The organism is Novosphingobium sediminis, assembly GCF_007991615.1.
In the GTDB taxonomy this organism is placed as follows: domain Bacteria; phylum Pseudomonadota; class Alphaproteobacteria; order Sphingomonadales; family Sphingomonadaceae; genus Novosphingobium; species Novosphingobium sediminis.
This window is the reverse complement of the sequence record NZ_BJYR01000019.1, coordinates 148,416-169,653: the sequence shown is the minus strand read 5'-3', so window position 1 is coordinate 169,653 and position 21,238 is coordinate 148,416. Positions and strand designations below refer to the sequence as shown.

Here is a 21,238-nt window from a genome sequence, read left to right as displayed (position 1 = left end):
GGGCTGCCTTATCGGCTGCTCACCCACGGACCCTTTCTGCCGTCTCCAATCCGCACGCCAACCACAGCGCGCGTGGAGCCGGCGCGTCATGCCCTTTTGATTTCAGGATTTTCCCATGTCTTTCGTCACGCGTTCAGTTCTGCTTGCCAGTGCTGCGGGGGCAGCCCTCTCGCTCTCCCCGGCAGCCTTCGCCCAGGAGGCAGCCCCGGCACCCGCCCCCGATGAAGCAGCCGCCACCTCCGCCGATGGCGTCGAGGCCATCGTCGTCACCGGTTCGCGCCGCCGCGACGAGAAGGTGCAGGACATCCCGGTCGCCGTTTCGGTGGTCAGTGCCGCTGCGCTCGAACGGCGCGGCGATTTCACGCTGGCGCAGATCCAGGCGCAAGTGCCCAGCCTTCAGGTGTTCAGCTTCAATCCGCGCAACACCAATATCAACATCCGCGGTCTCGGCTCCAACGTCGCGCTGACGAACGACGGCCTCGAGAACGGCGTCGGCTTCTATATCGACAACGTTTACTACGGCCGCGTCGGCACCACGCAGTTCGACCTCGTCGATCTCGAAGCATTGGAAGTGCTGAGGGGCCCGCAAGGCACGCTGTTCGGCAAGAACACCACGTCGGGCGTCATCAACATCACCAGCCGCAAGCCGAGCTTCGAGCCCGAGTTCTCAGGCTGGGCCGATGTCGGCAACAAGGGCTTCTACCAGCTGCGCGCATCGGCCAGCGGCGGGATCATCCCGGACAAGCTGGCAGTGCGCATCTCCGGTGCGATCAACGAGAACGACGGCTTCACCTTCAACAAGACGCAGAATGCGCGTGCGCAGAACTACTACAACGCCTCGCTCCGCGCGCAGTTGCTGTTCACCCCAACCAGCGACCTCTCGATCCGCGTGATCGGCGATTATTCACGCCAGAAGCAGGACAGTGTCCTCAGCCTGTTCGTATCGAACACCGCGACCTACACCGACGGCAAGCCGATCCCCAACAGCTACACGGTCCGCACCGCGCGCTTCCCAGGCTACACCCTGCCCAGCTTCAACGCCTTCGACCGCATCGGCGAGGCGGACAGCCACTATCAGGCCAACATGAAGGGCTACGGCGTTTCGGGCCAGATCGACTGGGATCTGGGCGGAGCGGCGCTGACCGCGATCACCGCCTATCGCTGGTGGGATTGGGACCCAGCGAACGACGGCGACACCACGTCGCTCCCCGTCATCGTCAAGGCCCAGCAGGCCAACCGCCAGCGCCAGTTCAGCGAGGAAGTACGCCTCGCTTCCAAGGGCAGCCGCACGATCGATTACGTGATCGGCGCCTACTATTTCTGGCAGACGGTCAAGGGCTATGGCGCAACCGGTTATGGCGCGGCGTCGCCCACCTGGTTCATTCCGGCGGTGCCCACGGCGGTCGGCAATGCGGCGCTCAATGGCTACGAGGTCAACTCGTTTTCCGAACCGCGCACCAAGTCGCTGGCGCTGTTCGGCCAGACCGACTGGCACATCACGCCCACGATCACGCTCACCACGGGCCTGCGCTTCACGCATGAGGAGAAGACCGGCACCTTCGAGCAATGGGTGGCGAGCGCGCCCGAAATCTCCGCCTTCCCGGCAGCAGCGCAAACCGCGATCCAGACGATCCGCGCCAACTTCAACCGCGTGATCCCGCGCTTCGAGACGCGCCTCAAGGACGACAGCCTCTCCGGCCTCGTCTCGCTGGGCTGGAAGGTAGCGCCCGATGTGCTGGTGTACGGCACCTATTCGCGCGGCAACAAATCGGGCGGGCTCAACCTCACGCAACTGCCGATCACGATCACCGATCCCAGCGTACGGCCCGAAAAGGTCGATTCCTTCGAAGTGGGCGTGAAATCCCAGTTCCTCGATCGCCGCGCGACGCTGAACCTCGCCGGGTTCTGGACCGAGATCAGCGACTACCAGACCGCGATCACCGATACCGATCCTGTCGTCATCGGGGTGAGCCGCCAGTACATCGCGAATATCCCCAAGGTCCGCTCCAAGGGTGTGGAAGGCGATTTCCGCTTCGCAGCCAGCGACCGCTTCGCCTTCAATGCCTCCGCAAGCTACACCGAGGCGACCTACGTCACCTACACCAACGCGCCGCTCGCGCCGGAAATCAATCCGGTGCGCGCCGGGTTGCCCACGCTCGTCGCCGCGGATCTCAGCGGCCAACAACTACCGGGCGTACCCAAGTTCGCCTACACCGTCGGCGCGGATGGCAATCTCCCGGTGACGCCGCGCATCAGTGCCTACGCGCATCTCGATTGGTCCTACCGATCGAGCTTCAACACATCCTCGAGCAACTCGGCGCTGGCGGAGATCAAGGGCTACGGCCTCATCAACGCGCGGCTTGGATTGCGTTCCGAAAGCGGGATCTGGGATCTCGCGATCTGGGCCAAGAACCTGCTCGACAAGGATTATTATCTCAGCCTCAGCCCCGCGGCGACGGGCGTGGTGACCGGACAGGTGGGCGAACCGCGCACCTTCGGCGCCACCCTGCGCACACGGTTCTGAAGGCGAGAAGGAGGCCGGAGCCGTGCCCATGCATCCTCTCCATTCTGCGAACACGTCTCCGGCCTCCGGACCGGCCTACTCCACAATGCGCCTCCTGCGCTTCAGCGCGCTGGTGGTGCCGCTCTATGCAGCCGCGCAGCCGGTCATGGCCTATGTCCCCGCGCTGCTCTCGCGGCACTACGGTATCCCGCTTGCCACGCTGGGGCTGCTGTTCCTGCTGGGTCAGGCGGTCAATTCGCTGCTCGATCCGCTGGTCGGCACGCTCAGCGACCGAACGCAGAGCCGCTTCGGCCGCCGCCGTCCGTGGATCCTCGGCGGCGGAGTGCTGTTCGTCCTTGGCAGCGCGATCCTGTTCTTCCCGCCAGCCGGGGTCAGCACCGCGTGGGTCGGCCTTGGCGTGATGCTCTACTATTGCGGCGCTTCGGCGCTCTCTACGCCGCTCATGGCCTGGTCGGGCGAGATCAGCGGCGACTATCACGAGCGCACCCGCATCGCCTCGCTTATCACCTTGCTCTCGTCCGTCGCGCTGGTGCTTGCGCTGGTGCTCCCCGCGATTGCGGATCAGCTGCGCCCGGGTGACGGGCAACTGCGCCTCACCCTGTTCGGCACGCTGGTGCTGGCCACCGCGCTGCCCGGCCTGTGGCTGACGCTCACCGCCGTGCCCGATAGCACCCCGCCCGCGCTCGAACACAGCCCATCGCCGCGTGCCGCGCTGAAGGCCGTGCTTGGCAACCCGCTGCTGCTGCGTGTCCTCGCCGCCGATGCCGCCGTGACGGCAGGGCAAGGCGTGCGCACCGGCCTGCTGCTCTTCGTCGTGACCTTCGCGCTGGGCCGGCCCGAATGGGCGGCAGGAATGTTCCTCTTCCAGTATTGGTTCGGCATGCTCGCCGCGCCGATCTGGCAGCGCATCGGCACCGCGCTCGGCAAGGCGCAAGGCGCGGTGCTGGCGGAGCTGGTGCAGGCCGCGATCAACTTCGGCCTCCTGTTCATCAGCGCGGACCGGTTCTGGCTCATGCTGCTGCTCGCCGCTTTGCAGGGCCTCAGCCAGGGTTCGGGTAATCTCATGCTGCGCTCGATCGTCAGCGATATTGCCGATCATCACCGGCTGGCGACGGGCGAGGACCGCACCGGGCTCTACTTCTCGGTCTTCGGTATCTCGATCAAGCTTGGCGGCGCGCTCGCGGTCGGCATCGCGCTGCCGCTGGTCGCCTCGCTCGGCTTCGATCCCAAAGCGGCCGCGAACACGCCCGAAGCCTTGCGCTGGCTGATCGTGGTCTTCGCCCTTGGCCCCGCCCTCGCCCATTCCGCCGCCGCTGCGCTGATGCTGGGTTTCCCGCTCGACGCGCACCGCCACACCGAAATTCGCCGCCAGCTCGAGGCCCGCGACAGCGTCGCTGCCGCAGCCCTCGTGCCAGCCGAATAAGCCCCGCTCCAATCCCTCAAGGAGAACGACGATGACTGCCATTACCACTTATGTGAATGCCAAGGACCCTGCCTCGCCGCTCGAAATCCACCCCGTCACCGGCACGATCGGTGCGGAAATCCGCGGCGTGCGCCTAGCGGGCGAACTCGATGAAAGCGTGATCGAGGCGATCAAGGCCGCCGTCGTGCGCCACAAGGTCGTGTTCTTCCGCGATCAGCACGATCTGACGGACGAGCGCCACGAAGCCTTCGCCGCGCGCTTCGGCGATCCCGTTGCGCACCCCACCGTCCCCGTCGCCGAAGGTTCGCGCTATCTGCTCGAGCTCGACAGCAAGGAAGGCTATGCCGCCTCCAGCTGGCATACCGATGTGACCTTCGTCGATGCCTATCCCAAGGGCTCGATCCTGCGCGCGATCACCATTCCCGAAGCCGGCGGCGATACGCTGTGGGCGAATGGCGAGACCGCCTATGAAGGCCTGCCTGAACCGCTGCGCCAGCTGGTGAACAATCTCTGGGCGGTTCACACCAATGTCTACGACTACGCTGCCGTGCTCCAGAACGCGCCGAAGAACGACGAGGCGGAAAAGGCCCGCTCGCAGTTCAACCAGAACGTCTTTGCCTCTACCATCTACGAAACCGAGCACCCGGTGGTGCGCGTGCACCCCGTCTCGGGCCAGCGCAGCCTGCTGCTGGGCCACTTCGTCAAGCAGTTCGTCGGCCTCAATCAGGCGGATTCGGCGCGGCTGTTCAATGTGCTGCAGGACCATATCACGCGGCCCGAAAACGTCGTGCGCTGGCGCTGGCGCGCGGGCGACGTGGCGTTCTGGGACAACCAATCGACCCAGCACCGCGCCATCGCCGATTTCGGCCTGCAGCGCCGCACGCTGCGCCGCGCGACGGTCAACGGTGAAGTCCCCGTCGCCATCGACGGCCGCCGCAGCCGCACGGTGAAGAAGGAAAAGGTCAAGCAGTACGAACCGGCCTGAATTCCGGCCCGCCGGAGGCAGCAAGGCCTCCGACGGGCAAGCGGAAACGAAGCCGCGATCCGTGCGATGCGCAGGCTTCGGATTGTCGAACAGATCCGGGCGGCATAGAGGATGCCGATGACCAGCGCGCAGTCTTGGTCCATCAGGCGCGCCGACCCTGGGAATGCCGTTCGTGAAAGTGCTCGTAGTCGAGGATGACGCCGCTTTGGGTGAGGCCTTGCTGGCAGCCTTCACCGATGCGAACGTGCAGGCCGAAGTCTGCGCATCGGGTCGCAATGCCGCAGAGCTGCTTTCACTTTTCGCCTTTGACGCTGCCGTGATCGATCGCGGGTTGCCGGACATCGACGGTCTGGAACTGGTGAACGACCTGCGCCGTGCCGGGAACCGGATCCCCGTCATCATTCTCACCGCCCAATCCGACGCCATGTCGCGGATCGACGGCCTCGATACGGGGGCTGACGATTATCTGGGCAAGCCGTTTCTCTTCGCCGAGTTGCGATCGCGCCTCAATGCCGTGTTGCGAAGGGTGGAGCAACGCACCGCCAACACCATGAGCTGCGGCAACCTGTTCTACGATCTCGACAGCCATGTCGTGAGCATCGCCGGAGCACCGATCGATCTTTCCGCGCGCGAGCGAACCCTGATCGAAGTGCTCTTGCGCTCACGCGGGAGGCCGCTCAATGCGGGCCAATTGGAGGATCTTCTGTGCGCGACGACGGAAGCCTTGACGATCAATGCTCTGGAGGTGAGCGTCCACCGCTTGCGGCGCAAGCTGAAGGCGGCGGACTGCACGGCCAAGATCATCTGGCTGCGCGGGCTCGGCTATTGCCTCAAGGCCGATCAGCCATGACCCGTAGCCTGTGGTCCCGCATCGTCATCGCGCAAGTCGCCGTCGCGCTCGCACTCGCGCTCGGCCTGCCCCTGATCGTCAAGCAGACAATCAACGATATCGGCGATGACCTGACCGAGCGCTTCATGAACGGCGAGGCGGCGCAGTACCTTGCGGTGGCCAGCAACCCGCTGGCCGCGCAGACCGGCAGCGGCCTGCATGGCGGTGCCGTGGCCCTCTATCTGGTGGCGGGGCAGCAGATCCGCCGCCTGTCCGGCCCCAGCATTTCCGATATCGGGGAGCTTACTCCAAGCCAGTTGTCGCGGGCAGGGTTCCTCCACGGCCGCTATTCCGATTTCCTGACCCGGCCGATCAACGCCGGGCAGACGCTGGTGGTGGCGGAAGACAGGCGGCACCCCGCTGTCCTGCGCGATGACATCACCGCCGAATTTCTCAGCCGTTTTGCGGTGATCGTGCTGGTCGCGCTGGTCTGCTCCACGCTGGCGAGCCTCATTGCGGTGGGGCGGGCGATGGGGCCGATCCGGCGGGCCGCAAGCGAGGCGCGGGCGCTCGATCCGATCCGGCCCGGGGCCGCGCGGCTGCGCGAGGAACTGGTTCCGACCGAGATCATGCCGCTGGTGCAGACCGCCAACGAACTGCTCGACCGCGCCGTCGCCAGCTACGAGCGGGAGCGGGTGTTCTCAGCCACCGTGGCCCACGAACTACGCACCGCGCTTTCGACGATCAGCCTCAGGGCCGAACTGCTGGCAAACGGCTTGCCGCGCGACAAGGTGGTCGAGGCCGTATCGCGTGCCAACGGTGTGGTGACGCAGATGCTGGCCCTGCACGGGCGCGACGGCGAGCGGATCAGCACAAGTCCACGCGCGGTTTCGGATGTGGCCGGTGAAGTTGTCGATGATCTGAGGCCGCTGATCGGATCATCGGGCCACGGCCCGGTCGCCGTGCGGCTCTCAGGCGGTGGGGCAGCCATGCTGGCGCCGGAAGGCCTTGTCCGGATCACGCTGACCAACATCATCGAGAACGCCCTGCGCCACACCCCGCCCGGCGCCGCGATAGAGATCATGTGCGATGATGCTGCGGCGATGATTGTCGTTGCCGATGGCGGGCCGGGCATCCGGATGCGCGACGGATCGGATGGGCGGCGCATCTATTCCCGCGCCGATGGCGGGCAATCCCACGGATCGGGCCTCGGCATCGCGATCGTGACGCGCCTGATCGAGAGCGCCGGCGGTTCGATTGCCTTCGGCGCGAGCGAGGCCGGCGGAACAGCGGTGACGCTGCGCTATCCCTCTGCCGGCTAGAGCTCTCGGTCAATCCTGCGCCGCTTCGGCCTGTCCGTTGGCCTGATAGAGCGCCACCGTATCGATCAGCCGCGCCGCCCATGCCGCGCTGCGCTGCAAGCGGGCCTGCTGCACCGCCGCCTGCGATTGAAGCAGCGCATACGTCCCGACATCGCCAAGCTGCTGCTGGCGCTTCGTGAACGCATAAGACTTTTCCGCCGCCGCAAGAGCGCGCACCGCGGCATCCTCGGTCCGCGCATCGGCCTGCAGGCCATTGATGGCATCGGACACATCGACGAAGGCCTGCAGCACCACGGTGCGGTACTGCGCCTTGCTTTCCTCGAGCAGGGCAACTGCTGCCTGCTGCTGGCGGCGCAGGGCGCCAGAATGGAAGACCGGCGCGCTCACGTTCCCGAGCAGCGACCAGAAGACGTTGCCATCGGTGAACATGCTGGAAAAGGTCTGCGCCGTGCCGCCCGCGCTGGCGCTCAGCATCAGCGAGGGGAACCGCGCGGCAACCGCGGCTCGCGCATCGGCAGCGGCGCCTTCGACGGCGGCAGCAGCGGCCTGCACGTCGGGCCGGCCCTGCACCACGGCAGCGGGCAGCGCGACGGGAACCTGCGGCGGCAGTGCTAGGCAGGTGCTACCGGGCAGCGCAGGCAAGGGTTCCCCCGGCGCACGGCCGAGCAGCGCAGAGATCAGCGCCCGCTGGTGAAGCTCGCCGCGCTGGAGCGCGGGCAGCACCGCTTCCTGCGTAGCGAGCGCGGCTTCCTGCGCGGTGACATCGGCATCACCGGACGCACCAAGCGCGCGGCGCTGGCGGGTGAGTTCGAGCATCTGCCGGGCTGATGCGATCGAAGCCTCGGTGGCCGCAATCTGATCTTCGAGCGCGGCCCGGCTGACGGCCGCGATGACGAGATTGGCGGCAAGCGTTTGCCGGGCGGCGAGGAGGTGGGCCGCCGCAACCTTTGCCGCCGCACGTGCCGATTGGCGCCGCGCCCGCAGTCCGCCGAAGAGATCGAGCGGATAGCTCACGGTCACTTGTGCGGTCTGCAGGGAATAAAGCGTCTGGGTGGAATCGGCGAGCGGCGACTGCAGCGAATTGGGGCTGCGCGTGCGCTGCGCGGAGTAGCCCGCATCAACCGCAGGCCCCAATGCCGCACCGGCAGCACCAGCCTGCGCCCGCGCCGCCCGCAAGGCTGCGTCGGCTGCGGCGATGTCGTTGCTGCCGGCAAGTCCTTCGCTGACCAGCTTGTCGAGATCTTCGCAGCCAAACCTCGTCCACCACGCGCGCGGCGTCGTCTCACCCACAGCGAAGGACTGCGCCGTGATGGCGCCCCCGCCCGCAGTCGTGGTTGGCGCGGAGGCCCCTGCTACCGAGGGCAGCGGCGCAACGGCGTTCGGATCACCGATCCCGGTGCAGCCTGCGGTCAGGGCACAGGCGGCAAGCGGAAGGGCGAAGCGCATAGGCGGCATCATGCCGGTTCTCCCTCGTCCGTGTGGTGGCCGATATCGCGTCCATGCGGACCGCGATCGTCACGCGGCAGGTGCAGCGAGAAGCGCTCGACGAGAGCCGGGAGCACCAGCAGGATGAGCAGCGGCGCAAGCGCCATGCCGCCGACGACGACCAGCGCCAGCGGCTTCTGCACCTGGCTGCCGATCCCGTTCGAGAGCGCCGCAGGAAGGAGGCCGATTGCAGCGACGAGGCAGGTCATCAGCACCGGCCGCATGGCGTTTGCCGTCGCGCGGCGGACCGCCACGTGGCGGGTCGCGCCATCGTCGACGACCTGGTTGAAGGTCGTGACGATGAGGATGCCGTCCATCACCGCAATGCCGAACAGCGCGACAAAGCCGATCGCCGCCGAGATACTGAACGGCGTGCCCGTCAGCGCCAGCGCCAGCACCCCGCCGACGATGGCCATCGGGATCGCCGAAAAGGCCAGCAGGGTATCCCGGATGGAGCCGAAGTTGGCGTAGAGCAGGATCAGGATGAGGATGAGGCTGATCGGCACGACGATCTCAAGCCGGGCAATCGCGTTCTGCAGGTTATCGAGTTCGCCTGCCCATTCGAGGTGATAGCCCGAGGGGATCGTGACGTGAGCCTTGATACGGGCCTTCGCCTCAGCCACCGCGCTGCCCAGATCGCGTCCGCGAACGCTGAACTTGATCGGGATGTAGCGTTCCTGATGCTCGCGGTAGATGAACGACGCGCCGGTGGTCAGGCGGATATTGGCGACTTCCGACAGCGGCACCTGGATCTGGCCCGTACCGCCGGGTGCCGGGGCACCGACGGTGATCTGGCGGATGGCCTCAAGCGACCCGCGCTGATCCGCGCGCAGGCGCACCACGATCGGGAAGTGTCGATCGGTTCCGGGCTCGTAGAGTTGCGCCGTGCTGCTGCCGCCAATTGCCGCGGCAACGGTCTGGTTGATGTCATCCGGCGTCAGGCCATAGCGCGAGGCGCGGGCGAGATCGACATCGATGCGGACAGTAGGCTGGCCGAGCGACTGGAACACGCCAAGATCCGCGATGCCGTCAACCTTGGCCATCTGCGCCTTGATCGCGTCGGCGGTCTTTTCCAGCGTGGCAAGGTCAGGGCCATAGAGCTTGATCGAATTCGCGCCTTTCACGCCCGATGCGGCCTCTTCGACGTTATCCTCGATGATCTGGGAGAACGAGAAATCGACGCCGGGGTACCGGCTGCTCAGCTTGCTCGACATATCGTCGACGAGCTTTTCCTTCGTCATCCCCGAGGGCCACTCGCTGGCCGGTTTGAGCGGCACGAAGTATTCCGCGTTGAAGAAGCCGGTCGCATCGGTGCCATCATCGGGGCGGCCATGGGCCGAGAGAACCGCACTGGTTTCAGGATAGCGCGCAAGATCGCGGCGGATGGCGTTGACCACCGGCTGGCCTGCTTCGAGGCTGATCGAGGGCGGCAGGCTGGCGCGGATGTAGAGGTTGCCTTCCTCCAGATGCGGCAGGAACTCGATGCCGAGCGCCCTGACGCCGATCCCCGCAACCACCAGCGCAATCGCCGCGCCGCCGAACGTGAGGACCCGGTTGGCCTGCGCGAAAGCGGCCGCCGGTTCGTACAGACGGCGCAGCCACGCCACCAGCTTGGTCTCGACCTCGGACAGCTGATCGGGCAGCAGGATGGCCGAAAGTACCGGCGTGACCGTGAAGGTGGCGATGACGCCGCCGGTGATGGCGTAGGCATAGGTCTTGGCCATCGGTCCGAAGATATGGCCTTCGACCCCGGTCAGCGTGAACAGCGGCAGGAAGCTGGCGATGATGATCGCGGCGGCGAAAAAGATGCCCCGGCTCACTTCGGACCCGGCGTGGAGGATCGCGCTCATCCGGCTGGCGGGGCTGAAGTGCCCATGGCCCCCCTCCACCGCGACGGATCGCTCGACCATGTGGCGGAAGATGTTCTCCACCATGATGACACTGGCATCGACCACGAGCCCGAAATCGAGCGCACCGACGGACAGCAGGTTGGCGCTTTCGCCCTGCGCGACGAGGATCAGTACCGCGATGGCGAGCGCAAAGGGGATCGTCGCCGCCACGATCAGCGCGCTCCTCAGGTTGCCGAGGAAGATCCACTGCAGCGCAAAGATCAGGATGATCCCCGCCATGAGGTTTTCGAGCACCGTATGGGTCGTCAGGCGGATGAGGTCGGAACGGTCGTAGATACGTTCGAGATGGACGCCCGGCGGCAGCACGCCCGAAGCGTTGATTTCCGCTACTTCCTTCTGCACCGCAAGGATCGTCGGCATCGATTTGGCGCCGCGCTGCATCAGGACGATGCCTTCGACGATATCGTCGATCCCGTTGTACCCGGCGATACCGAGGCGCGGCAGATTGCCGATCGAGACCTTGGCAACATCCTTGAGGAGCACGGGTGTTCCGCCCGCCGTGCCGACCAGCACATTCTCGATCGCCGAGGGTGACTGGATGAGGCCGACGCCGCGCACGATGGCCGCCTGCGAGCCGAAGTTGATCGTCTGCCCGCCGACATTGCTGTCGCTCCTGGCGAGCGCCTGCATCACCTGCGCGGTGGTCACGCCGTGGGCGACCAGCCGGTCGTTGTCGACAGTGACCTGATAGGCGCGCAACTTGCCGCCCCAGCCGGTCACGTCGGCCACGCCCGGGATGCGCTTGAACCGGCGTTGCAGGATCCAGTCCTGCAAGGTCTTGAGATCCATCGGCGAATAGCCGTCGGGCGCGACGATGCGATAGCGGTAGATTTCGCCGATCGGGCTGGTCGGCGAAAGCGTTGGCTGCGCGCCGCCTGCCAGCGGCGGCAACTGGGCCAGCCGGTTGATGACCTGTTGCTGCGCTTCCTGGAAGGTCAGGTCGTAGCTGAACTGCACTTTCACGTCGGAAAGGCCGAACAGGGAAATCGCCCGCACCGTCGTCAGGTGCGGAATGCCCGCCATGGCGACTTCGATGGGGACGGTAACATTGCGCTCCATCTCCTCGGCCGAAAGGCCCTGCGTCTGCGTGACGATCTCGACCATCGGCGGAACCGGGTCCGGATAGGCCTCGATGTTGAGCGCGGCAAACGCGAAGCCGCCTGCGACCAGCACCGTCACGAAGACGGCAACGATCAGCAGTCGCTGCCGCAGCGCGAAGCGGAGCAGGCGGTTCATTTGCCCAGCCCCGCCTCGTTCACGAAGAGCGCGCCGGCGGTGACAATGGTTTCGCCGCTGCGCAGGCCGCTCAGGATCTCGATCCGGCCGTTCTGATCCTCACCGGCGCGGACCTGCCTGCTGGCGAGGCGCTTGTCGGGCCGCAGCACCCACACCCGTGCTGAATCGCCTTCATGGATCACCGCCGTCGAGGGGACGAGGAGGCGCGTGCCGGTGCTGAAATGCTGGATCGAGAAGCTCGCGAACATCTGCGGCTTGAGCGCCCCATCGGGATTGGCGATGGTTGCGCGCACGGGCAGACGGTGGGTCATGGGATCGAGCCCGGCCCCGACGAGGTCGATCACGGCGGTAAACTTGCGCCCGGGCCAGGCCGGGGTAATCACCTCGACCTTGTCGCCCACGTGGACGCCCGAGGCATCGCTTTCGGCGATCTGCGCCTGAAGCCACACGCGCGAGGCATCGGTGATCGTGAATACAGGCTTGTCACCGCCGACACCGACATATTGCCCGGGCGAGACATCGCGCAGCGCCACCGTGCCGCTGATGGGCGCATGGAACGTGGTCACTTCATGCAGCCCGCTGATCTCCCGCGCCGATTCCAGCCGCTGGATTTCACCTGCCGACTTGCCGAGGATGGCCAGCTTGTCGCGCGCGGCACCAACTGCTGCTTCCGCGCTGCGCTCCTGCGCTTCGGCTGCGGCGAGATCGGTAAGGGCCTGCTGGTAATCCTTGCGTGCGCCGCCGGCAGTTTCCGCCAGCGCCTTCGCGCGCTCCGCGTTGCGGCGGGAATTGAGCAGGGCGGCCTGCGCGGACCGCCACGTCGCTTCGGCCGAGAACAGCGAATTACGGGCATCGACGAAATCGGTGGTGCGGATCGTCAGCAAGGGCTGGCCCGCCTTCACGACCTGCCCGGCATCGACCAGCACCTTCATCACCTGCCCGGAGTAAGGCAGCAGAACCGGCGTGCTGAGATCGCCGTCAGCCTCGATCGAGCCGGACGCCGTGGTGATCCGCTCGGCCTGGCCAGAACCCACCTTCTCGAGCGAAAGCGTGGAGAGTTGCTCCTGCGTGGGCCGGAACGTCCCCGGCGGATCAACCGGGACGACTGCAGGAGTTGGCTGGAACAGCAGCGCAACGAGCCAGCCGGCAAGCGCGAGCAGGGCCAGCGCTGCAACCGCGATGGCAAGCAGGCGGAGCTGCTGCCGGGCCGTAAGCTTCTGTGCGGGAGCGGGGGCGTCTTGGAGATCTGTAGTGGGCATCAGTGGGGCACCAGATTGCGATTGGTGCCCCTAGGCCACAGCACTTACACCCTGCTTACAGGTCTCCTTCGATGCACAGCACGCCTTGATCGGGCGTTCCCCTAGAGCAGTTCCTCGATCTGGCTGAGGCGTTCCTTGCCGAAGAACATCTCGCCATCCACGAAGAACGTGGGAATGCCGAAAGCTCCGCGATCGACCACGCTCTGCGTATTGGCGGCAAGGCGGTCCTTGACGGCCTGGGACTGCGCCCCTTCGGCCAGCGCGGCGGCGGGAAGGCCGGCGGCGGCGATCACGGCTTCGACCGCGGCGGTATCGGAGGGATCAAGCCCGTCTTCCCAGATCGCGCGGAGGAACGCATCGGCAAAAGCCTCCCCGCAGCCGAGGTCGATGGCGGCCAGCAGCATGCGCAGAAGTTCGACCGAGCGGAACGGGAAGGCCGGATTCATGCGGAACTTCGTCAGGCCATGGCGCGCGATGAAGCGCTGCATCTCAAGCTGGGCATAGGCATTCTTGCCCTTCACATCGGCATCGCGGATGAACGGCGGGGCATTGCCCGTCAGCTTGTGCATGCCGCCAAGCAGCGCAGGTGTCAGCGAAATCGCGGCCCCCTTGCGCGCGGCCAGCTCCCGCAGCGGCTGCCACACGAGGTAGCCGTTGGGGCTCACGAAATCGAAAATGAACTCGATCGTCTTGGGCATCTCAGAAGCGCTCCTGCCAGGGGCGAAGGTCAAGCTCGTGCGTCCACGACGAGCGGGGTTTCTGGTGCAGCCAGACGAAGGCCTCGGCGGCATCGGCAGGCTTGAGCACCGAGTCTTCGGCGAGCAGCGGCGCGACATCCTCTACGCGGCTGCGCAGGAAAACGCCATCGATGGCGCCATCGCAGACGACATGGGCGACATGGACGCCTTCAGGTCCAAGTTCGCGCGCCATGGATTGTGCAATCGCGCGCAGGCCGTGCTTGGCGGCGGCAAAGGCAGCAAACCCCGCGCCGCCGCGCAGCGATCCGGTCGCGCCGGTGAACAGGATCGTACCGCTCCCCCGTGGTGCCATCACGCGCGCGGCTTCGCGGCCCGCAAGGAACCCCGCAAAACACGCCATTTCCCAGACCTTGTGGAACACCCGCGAGGTCGTCTCGCGGATGCCGAAACGGACGTTCGCACCGATGTTGAACACGGTGACCGCGATGGGGCCAATCTCGCGCTCGATCCGGTCAAACAGGGCTGCGGTTTCCTCTTCGGAGCGCGCATCGACGCCGAAGGCATGGGCCGTGCCGCCCTCTGCGCGGATTTCGGCGCAGAGCGCTTCCAATTGATCGAGATGGCGGGCGCGGCGGGTGACACAGACGGTGAGGCCGGTGCGGGCGAATGCCTTCGCAATGGCGCCGCCAAGCCCGTCGCCCGCGCCGATGACGAGGCAGACGCCTGTGGCTGATGGGTCGCTCATGCCTCTCTCCCGTTCGCTTATCTGCCATTCGTAGCTCGCGCGGCGTGCAGATAGCAATCGCCGGAAGGAATCGGCGCTGCTAGGTTTCACGCCATGAGCCATTCACCATTCCGCGCCGCCGTTGTGCAGGCGGCATCCGACCCCGCCGGAAGCGGCGCATCTGCGGCCAAGGCTGCCCGGCTGATAGCCGAAGCCGGCGCGGCAGGTGCGCGGCTGGCGGTGTTTCCCGAGGCCTTCATCGGCGGCTACCCCAAGGGCGCGCGGTTCGGCGCACCGATCGGGTTGCGTCTGCCAGAAGGGCGTGAGGCCTATGCTCGGTACTATGCCGCTTCGGTGGCGCTGGAGGGCCCGGAAATCGCGTTGGTGCGCGAGGCGGCGGGCGCGGCTGGCATGGTCGTGGTGATCGGAGTGATCGAGCGCGTGGGCTCGACGCTCTATTGCACGGCCCTCATCATCGACGGCGAACGCGGCACCATGGCGCACCACCGCAAACTGATGCCGACTGCAGCTGAGCGGCTGGTGTGGGGCTTTGGTGATGGCTCCACGCTCCCGGCGGTGGAGACGGCGCTCGGCACCGTGGGCGCGGTGATCTGCTGGGAAAACTACATGCCGATGCTGCGCATGGCGATGTATGGTCAGGGCGTGACGCTCTACTGCGCGCCGACCGCCGATGACCGCGACGGGTGGGTTTCGACCATGCGGCACATCGCGCTCGAGGGGCGCTGCCACGTGCTTTCCTCCTGCCAGTACCTCAAGCGGCGCGATCTGCCTGAAGGGCAGGAATGCGTGTTGGGCGAGGATCCGGACACCGTGCTGATGCGCGGCGGGAGCCTGATCGTGGGGCCGCTCGGCGAAATGCTGGCGGGGCCGGACTATAGCGGCGAGACGGTGCTCTATGCCGATATCGACCCGGCCGAGATCGCCCGCGCCCGCTATGATTTCGATGCGGTGGGGCATTATTCACGCCCCGACGTGTTCCGCCTGACGGTGGACCGGCGGGCCAAGGCGGCGGTGGCGTGGATGGACGATGATGGATGATTGCACGTGCGATTGATTCACTCGATTGAATCGATGCAAACTCTAGGCTAAGTGCAAGTTCAAAGGCTCCGTCGAGAGTCGCGCGGGAGAGAGCCCTTGAGCATTGCCACCCCATCTGGAACCGACCGGGCCGAGACGAAGCGGAAGCCGATTCTCTCGTTGATGCGCGTGATCGAGATGAATCTCGGCTTCCTCGGCCTGCAGTTCAGCTTCGGCCTGCAGCAAGGCAACATGGTGCCGATCTATTCGTGGCTCGGCGCGGACGAATCGACCCTCCCCATCCTCCAACTGGCCGGCCCGATGACCGGGCTGCTGATCCAGCCGCTGGTCGGCGCGCTCTCTGATCGCACCAATTCGCGGTTTGGCCGCCGCACGCCCTACTTCCTGATCGGCGCGGTGATGTGCAGCCTCGGCCTGCTGTTCATGCCGTTTTCGGCAAGCATCCTGATGGCGGCGAGCCTGCTGTGGCTGCTCGATGCGGGCAACAACATCACGATGGAGCCATACCGCGCCTATGTGAGCGACCGGCTGGACGAGAGCCAGCACGAGATCGGCTATCTCAGCCAGAGTGCGTTCACCGGCCTTGCGCAGTGCCTCGCGTTCCTCTCGCCCTCGATCCTCGTCTACTGGGTGGGGATCGATCGCAACGCGGTGGATGCGCACAACATCCCGACGATCACGCATATCTCCTTCATGGTGGGTGCGGTGCTTTCGATCACCACGATCCTGTGGTCGATCTGGCGCGTGCCCGAACTGCCGCTGAGCGAAGACGAGAAGGCGCGCATTGCCGCTGCCCCGCGCTCCGCCGGGGCGACGCTGGGCGAAATCGGCCGCGCCATCGTGGAAATGCCGCAGGCGATGCGCAGCATGGCATGGATGAGCCTGTTCCAGTGGTACGGTTTCTCGATCTACTGGTCGTACAGCTCGCTATCGATCGGCCGCTCGATCTACGACACGGCGGACAAGAGCAGCGAAGCCTTCCGCGCCGCCGTGCTGACGACGCAGCAACTGGGCGCGTTCTACAATCTTGTCGGCTTTGCGGCGGCGCTGGCGATGGTGCCGATCTCGCGTGCGCTCGGCGCATCGCGGGTGCACATGGCATGCCTTGCTTCGGGCGGGCTGGGCATGGTGGCGCTGGCGCACGTTTCAGGCGCCGCGAGCGCGCCGGGTCCGGTATTTTCGGCGCTCGCGATGCCCGACCTTGGCAGCCACACCCCGCTGCTGCTGATCGCGGTAACGCTGGGCGTGTGCTGGGCGAGCATCATGGGCAACCCCTACATCATCCTCGCAGGCTCGATCCCGCCGGAGCGGACCGGCGTTTACATGGGCATCTTCAACATGATGATCGTGATCCCGATGCTGCTCAACGGCGTGACGTTCGGCTGGATATACAACCATGTGCTGGGCGCAGACCCGCGCAATGCGCTGACCTTTGCCGGTGTGCTGCTGCTGGCGGCGGCAGTAACGATGCTGCGCGTGCCAGATCCGCGCCGGGCGGCGGGGCTGGCACATGCCTGAGGCCGCACCGCAGATCATCGCGCTGGAAAGCCCCGGTTGCAGCGCCGTATGGGAACTTCCCCCCGGCGAAGCACCGCTGTGGCGCTATTGGGGGCCCCGCCTGCCAGACGGCGCGCGGCCCGGCGCCACGCTGCGAAGCGAGCGACCAGAGCCCAGCTTCTCGCTCCATTTCGACCAGCCGCTGACGGTTTTTCCCGGCTTCGGCATGGGCTGGTTCGGGCAGAGCGCATTGCTGGCGGACCGCGCGGGGCGCGACTGGAGCTTTCAGGCGGGCGAGTGCAAGGTCGAGCGGCCCGATGCGCAGACGGTGCGCTTCGTGCTGCACGATGCGGCGGCGCGGATCGCGGTGACGACGAGCTATTCGCTCGATCCCGCGACCGACGTGATGACGGTGCGCAGCGCGATTTCCAATCTTGGAGATGCGCCGCTGCATGTGCAGTGGCTGGCCGCGGCTGCGCTGCCGCTCCCCGAGGATGCGGCGGAAGTGCATTCGCTGGCTGGTCGCCATAACTCCGAATTCGTGCCCGTGCGCGATCCCCTCACCCGCAGCCTGTGGCGGCGCGAGAACCGGCGCGGGCTTACCTCGCACGATTGCTTTCCCGGCGCGGTGGTGACCTGCGCTGATGGCAGTGCCTATGGCGCGCAAATCGCGTGGTCCGGGAATGCAGTGCAGAGCATCGAGTGGGTCGATGACGGGCGGCGGCAGTGGCAGCTGGGTGAATGGCTGGCGCCGGGCGAGGCGATCCTTGCGCCGGGCGCCGTGATGCAAAGCCCCGAAGTGCTGGCGACAGCTTCTGCCGAGGGGCCAAACGGGGTGGCGCACGCCTTCCACCGCGGCATCCGTGCACGGATGACGTGGCCGGGCGGCGCTGAAGGTGCAGCGAAGCGCCCGGTGCATATCAACACTTGGGAAGGCTTCTACTTCGCGCACGACGAAGCCGCGCTGATGGACCTTGCCAAAGCGGCGGCGGACATCGGGATCGAGCGCTTCGTGCTGGATGACGGATGGTTCGGCAAGCGCGACGACGACACCTCCTCGCTCGGTGACTGGACCGTCGACAAGCGGAAGTATCCGCGCGGTCTGGCCCCCCTGGCGCAGCGCGTGACCGAACTGGGCATGGAATTCGGCCTTTGGGTCGAGCCGGAAATGGTCAACCGCAACAGCGACCTCTATCGCCGCCATCCCGATTGGGCGCTGCATGTAGATGGGCGTCCGCTGCTGGAGGCGCGCAACCAGCTGGTGCTGGACATGGCGAAGCCCGAGGTGAGCACCTACCTGTTCGACGCGATTGCCGCGCTGCTGCGTGATCTGCCGATCGGCTACCTCAAGTGGGACCACAACCGCGATCTCGTCCATGCCGGGAACCAGCCGCACTACCGCGCGCAAGTGCTGGCGACTTATGCGCTGATGGACCGGCTGCGCGCGGCCTTCCCGAATGTGGAGATCGAGGCCTGCGCCGGCGGCGGCGGACGGATCGATGCGGGGATCATCAAGCGCACCCACCGCTTCTGGACCAGCGACTGCATTGACGCGGTTTCGCGCGCGGGGATGCAGCGCGGCTTCCTGCAGTTCATGCCGCCCGAAGTGATGGGCAGCCACGTGGGCGCTAGCCCCGCGCATTCGACCGGGCGCTCGCAATCGATGGCGTTCCGCTGCGGTGTGGCGCTGCCGGGGCACTTCGGTGTCGAGCTTGATGCGCGGAAGCTGGGCGACAAGGAACGTAGTGAACTCATGGCCGGGATCGCGCGCTACAAGGCCTTGCGCGAGCGCCTGCACCAGGGCCGCGTCTGGATGGGCGAGGTGGGCGACGGCGTTGTGTGGCAGGCGCATGGCTCAGCGGAAGACATGGTCGTGCTCGTCACCCGCACATCGCCCACCACGATGCGGCATCAACCGAACCTGCGGCTGCCGATGGCGCTGCCCGGGCGCACGTATACGATTGCGTCAGACAGCGGCGTGCTTGCGAGCATGGACGGTGGCTGGCTCAGCCGCGTAGGCATGGCCGTCCCGCCGCTCCCCGGCGAGGCGGTACTCGTGCTTGAGGTGCGTTCATGAATTTCGATCCGGCGGAGCATCCGCACCGGCGTTACGACCCGCTGAGTGATACCTGGCTGCTCGTTTCCCCGCACCGCGCCAAGCGCCCGTGGCAGGGTGCGGAGGAAGTGCCGGATACCACCCGTCCGCCGGCGCACGATCCTGCCTGCTACCTCTGCGCCGGCAACACGCGGGTGAACGGGGAACGCAATCCGGACTACACCGGCACTTACGTCTTCGCGAACGACTTTGCCGCGTTGCTGCCCGATACGCCTGCGCCGGAGGCTGGCGGTGGGCTGTTTCGCGCCGAGCAGGCGACCGGCGAAGCGCGGGTGATCTGCTTCTCACCCGATCACGGCCGCACCCTGCCCGAGCTTTCGCACGGCGAGCTGCGCGCGGTGATCGATTGCTGGTGCGAGCAGGCTGCCGACCTCGGCGAGCGCTATGCCGTGGTTTCGATCTTCGAGAACAAGGGCGCGATGATGGGGTGTTCGAACCCCCATCCGCACGGACAAGTGTGGGCGACGAACCACGTGCCGCAGCTGATCGCAACCGAGGACCGCACACAGGCAGCGTGGCTGGCCGAAAAGGGCAGCGCGATGCTGGCGCAGCTCGTCGAGGCGGAAGCGGACGGGCCGCGCGTGGTCTGTGCTTCGGAGTATTGGCTCGCCATCGTGCCGTGGTGGGCGGTCTGGCCGTTCGAGACGCTGCTGCTGCCGCGCTTCGATGTGGCGCGCCTGCCTGACTTGACGGACGCGCAGCGCAGCGATCTGGCGGTGATCCTGGCCGATCTTACCACGCGCTATGACAACCTGTTCCAGTGCTCCTTCCCCTATTCGATGGGCTGGCACGGGGCACCCTTCGGGCATGAGCCAAGCTCCCACTGGCGGCTGCACGCACATTTCTATCCGCCGCTGCTGCGTTCCGCATCGGTGCGCAAGTTCATGGCCGGGTTCGAGATTCTGGCCGAGACGCAGCGCGACCTGACCGCCGAGCAAGCGGCCGAGCGGCTGCGTGCCTGTGGCGGCCCGCACTTCCGGAGCGTCGCATGACCTTGGCGCAGCAGTTCGAAGCCGCCTTTGGCGCGGCGCCCGCGCTGATCGCCCGCGCCCCGGGGCGCGTGAACCTGATCGGCGAGCATACCGACTACAATGACGGCTTCGTGCTGCCAGCCGCGATCAGCGTGGAAACGCGCATCGCCGCTGCGCCGCGCAGCGATGGCCGGATACGCGTGCTGGCCTGCGACTTCGGCGGGGCCATCGCGGAATGGAAGCTGGAGGCGCCCTATGCGGCCGATCCGGCCCACCCCTGGGCAGACTACGTGCGTGGGATGACCGCCGCGATGATCCAGCGCGGCCATGCGCTGGCCGGGGCGGATATCGCGATGACCGGCAACGTGCCCAAGGGCGCCGGGCTGTCCTCCTCCGCATCGCTGATGGTGGGCATCGGCACCGTGCTCGCGGCACTGGCAGGGCTTTCCATCGCACCCGCCGATATCGCCCGCATGGCGCAGGCCGGCGAGTGCGACCATGTCGGCATGCGCTGCGGGATCATGGACCAGTTGGCTTCCGCTGCGGGGGTCGCCAGCCATGCGCTGATGATCGATTGCCGGACACTCGACGTGCGCCCGGTGGCAATGCCGGAGGACGTGCAGATCCTGATCGTTCATTCGGGCGTGGCGCGCGGGCTGGTCGAAGGTCACTACAACGAGCGGCGCGCCCAGTGCGAGGCTGCGGCAGCGGCGATCGGCGTATCGGCTCTGCGCGATGCCGACATGGCCATGCTGAACGGTGCGGGGCTCGATCCGCTGACCCTTTCGCGGGCGCGGCACGTGGTGACCGAGAATGCGCGCGTGCTCGCGGCAGCCGAAGCGCTTGCGGCGGGCGACCTCAGGGCGACCGGCGAACTGATGGCCGCTTCGCACGCTTCCATGCGCGACGACTTCCAGATCACCGTGCCTGCGGTCGATGCCCTGGCCGCCGAACTGCAGGCTCTGATCGGCCCCGAAGGCGGCGCGCGGATGACCGGCGGCGGCTTTGGCGGCGCGGTCGTCGCGCTGTGCCGGGCAGACCGCACCGACGCGGTGCTCGGCGCCCTCACCTATCGCAAGCCCGACGGCACCGCGCCGCTGGTGCTGCGCGAAACCGCGTGCGCCGGGGCTGGCCTCGTCATGCGGTAGGCATTTCAGACATCTCACCCTGCTTGCGGGGAACAATTTAATCGTTTGTTTT

15 protein-coding genes are annotated in these 21,238 nt (G+C 66.6%); 10 read left to right on the top strand and 5 right to left on the bottom strand.

Annotated features, from left to right (window positions below; genetic code table 11):
• The first annotated feature begins 115 nt into the window (after positions 1 to 115).
• The 5 genes from NSE01_RS15045 (at position 116) to NSE01_RS15025 (ending at position 7,083) form a co-directional block, all read left to right on the top strand.
• Positions 116 to 2,524, top strand: coding sequence for a TonB-dependent receptor (locus NSE01_RS15045; protein WP_147160462.1), 2,409 nt, complete (start codon positions 116 to 118; stop codon positions 2,522 to 2,524).
• A gap of 28 nt (positions 2,525 to 2,552) precedes the next feature.
• Positions 2,553 to 3,947: an MFS transporter gene (locus tag NSE01_RS15040; RefSeq protein WP_246135234.1), complete on the top strand. Its 1,395-nt coding sequence runs from the start codon at positions 2,553 to 2,555 to the stop codon at positions 3,945 to 3,947.
• A 31-nt stretch (positions 3,948 to 3,978) separates the two neighbouring features.
• A complete protein-coding gene (locus NSE01_RS15035; RefSeq protein ID WP_147160461.1) occupies positions 3,979 to 4,932 on the top strand; it encodes a TauD/TfdA dioxygenase family protein in 954 nt (317 codons plus the stop codon).
• Between the two features lie 172 nt (positions 4,933 to 5,104).
• Entirely contained in the window at positions 5,105 to 5,782 is a 678-nt protein-coding gene (locus NSE01_RS15030) for a response regulator transcription factor (protein ID WP_170233852.1), read from the top strand.
• Complete coding sequence (locus tag NSE01_RS15025; RefSeq protein ID WP_147160459.1) at positions 5,779 to 7,083, top strand: sensor histidine kinase; 1,305 nt, start codon at positions 5,779 to 5,781, stop codon at positions 7,081 to 7,083. Before NSE01_RS15030 ends, NSE01_RS15025 begins: the two co-directional genes overlap by 4 nt.
• Positions 7,084 to 7,092: 9 nt before the next feature.
• Here NSE01_RS15025 and NSE01_RS15020 read toward each other — a convergent pair whose 3' ends face one another.
• The 5 genes from NSE01_RS15020 to NSE01_RS15000 form a co-directional block, all read right to left on the bottom strand.
• Complete coding sequence (locus NSE01_RS15020) at positions 7,093 to 8,541, bottom strand: efflux transporter outer membrane subunit (protein ID WP_147160458.1); 1,449 nt, start codon at positions 8,539 to 8,541, stop codon at positions 7,093 to 7,095.
• A complete protein-coding gene (locus tag NSE01_RS15015; protein WP_147160457.1) occupies positions 8,538 to 11,714 on the bottom strand; it encodes an efflux RND transporter permease subunit in 3,177 nt (1,058 codons plus the stop codon). The genes NSE01_RS15020 and NSE01_RS15015 overlap by 4 nt, the downstream gene beginning before the upstream one ends.
• Positions 11,711 to 12,973 carry an efflux RND transporter periplasmic adaptor subunit gene (locus tag NSE01_RS15010; protein ID WP_147160456.1) on the bottom strand — a complete coding sequence of 421 codons (1,263 nt, stop codon included), beginning with the start codon at positions 12,971 to 12,973 and terminating at the stop codon, positions 11,711 to 11,713. Before NSE01_RS15010 ends, NSE01_RS15015 begins: the two co-directional genes overlap by 4 nt.
• Positions 12,974 to 13,074: 101 nt before the next feature.
• The gene (locus NSE01_RS15005) at positions 13,075 to 13,671 is read right to left on the bottom strand and encodes a 2-hydroxychromene-2-carboxylate isomerase (RefSeq protein ID WP_147160455.1); all 597 of its coding nucleotides are present in this window, start codon (positions 13,669 to 13,671) and stop codon (positions 13,075 to 13,077) included.
• Position 13,672: 1 nt separating this feature from the next.
• Positions 13,673 to 14,416 carry an SDR family NAD(P)-dependent oxidoreductase gene (locus tag NSE01_RS15000; RefSeq protein WP_147160454.1) on the bottom strand — a complete coding sequence of 248 codons (744 nt, stop codon included), beginning with the start codon at positions 14,414 to 14,416 and terminating at the stop codon, positions 13,673 to 13,675.
• 93 nt (positions 14,417 to 14,509) lie between these two features.
• Between NSE01_RS15000 and NSE01_RS14995 the strand changes: the two genes are divergently transcribed.
• The 5 genes from NSE01_RS14995 to galK all read left to right on the top strand — a co-directional run bounded on the left by NSE01_RS14995 (position 14,510) and on the right by galK (position 21,186).
• Positions 14,510 to 15,454, top strand: coding sequence for a carbon-nitrogen hydrolase family protein (locus tag NSE01_RS14995; protein WP_147160453.1), 945 nt, complete (start codon positions 14,510 to 14,512; stop codon positions 15,452 to 15,454).
• Positions 15,455 to 15,631: 177 nt separating this feature from the next.
• Positions 15,632 to 16,972 (top strand): MFS transporter, encoded by a 1,341-nt coding sequence (locus tag NSE01_RS14990; RefSeq protein WP_147160490.1) that lies wholly within the window; start codon positions 15,632 to 15,634, stop codon positions 16,970 to 16,972.
• Positions 16,965 to 19,028 carry an alpha-galactosidase gene (locus NSE01_RS14985; RefSeq protein WP_147160452.1) on the top strand — a complete coding sequence of 688 codons (2,064 nt, stop codon included), beginning with the start codon at positions 16,965 to 16,967 and terminating at the stop codon, positions 19,026 to 19,028. Before NSE01_RS14990 ends, NSE01_RS14985 begins: the two co-directional genes overlap by 8 nt.
• A complete protein-coding gene (locus NSE01_RS14980; protein WP_147160451.1) occupies positions 19,025 to 20,059 on the top strand; it encodes a UDP-glucose--hexose-1-phosphate uridylyltransferase in 1,035 nt (344 codons plus the stop codon). The genes NSE01_RS14985 and NSE01_RS14980 overlap by 4 nt, the downstream gene beginning before the upstream one ends.
• A complete protein-coding gene (galK, locus tag NSE01_RS14975) occupies positions 20,056 to 21,186 on the top strand; it encodes a galactokinase (RefSeq protein ID WP_147160450.1) in 1,131 nt (376 codons plus the stop codon). Before NSE01_RS14980 ends, galK begins: the two co-directional genes overlap by 4 nt.
• Positions 21,187 to 21,238 lie beyond the last annotated feature (52 nt).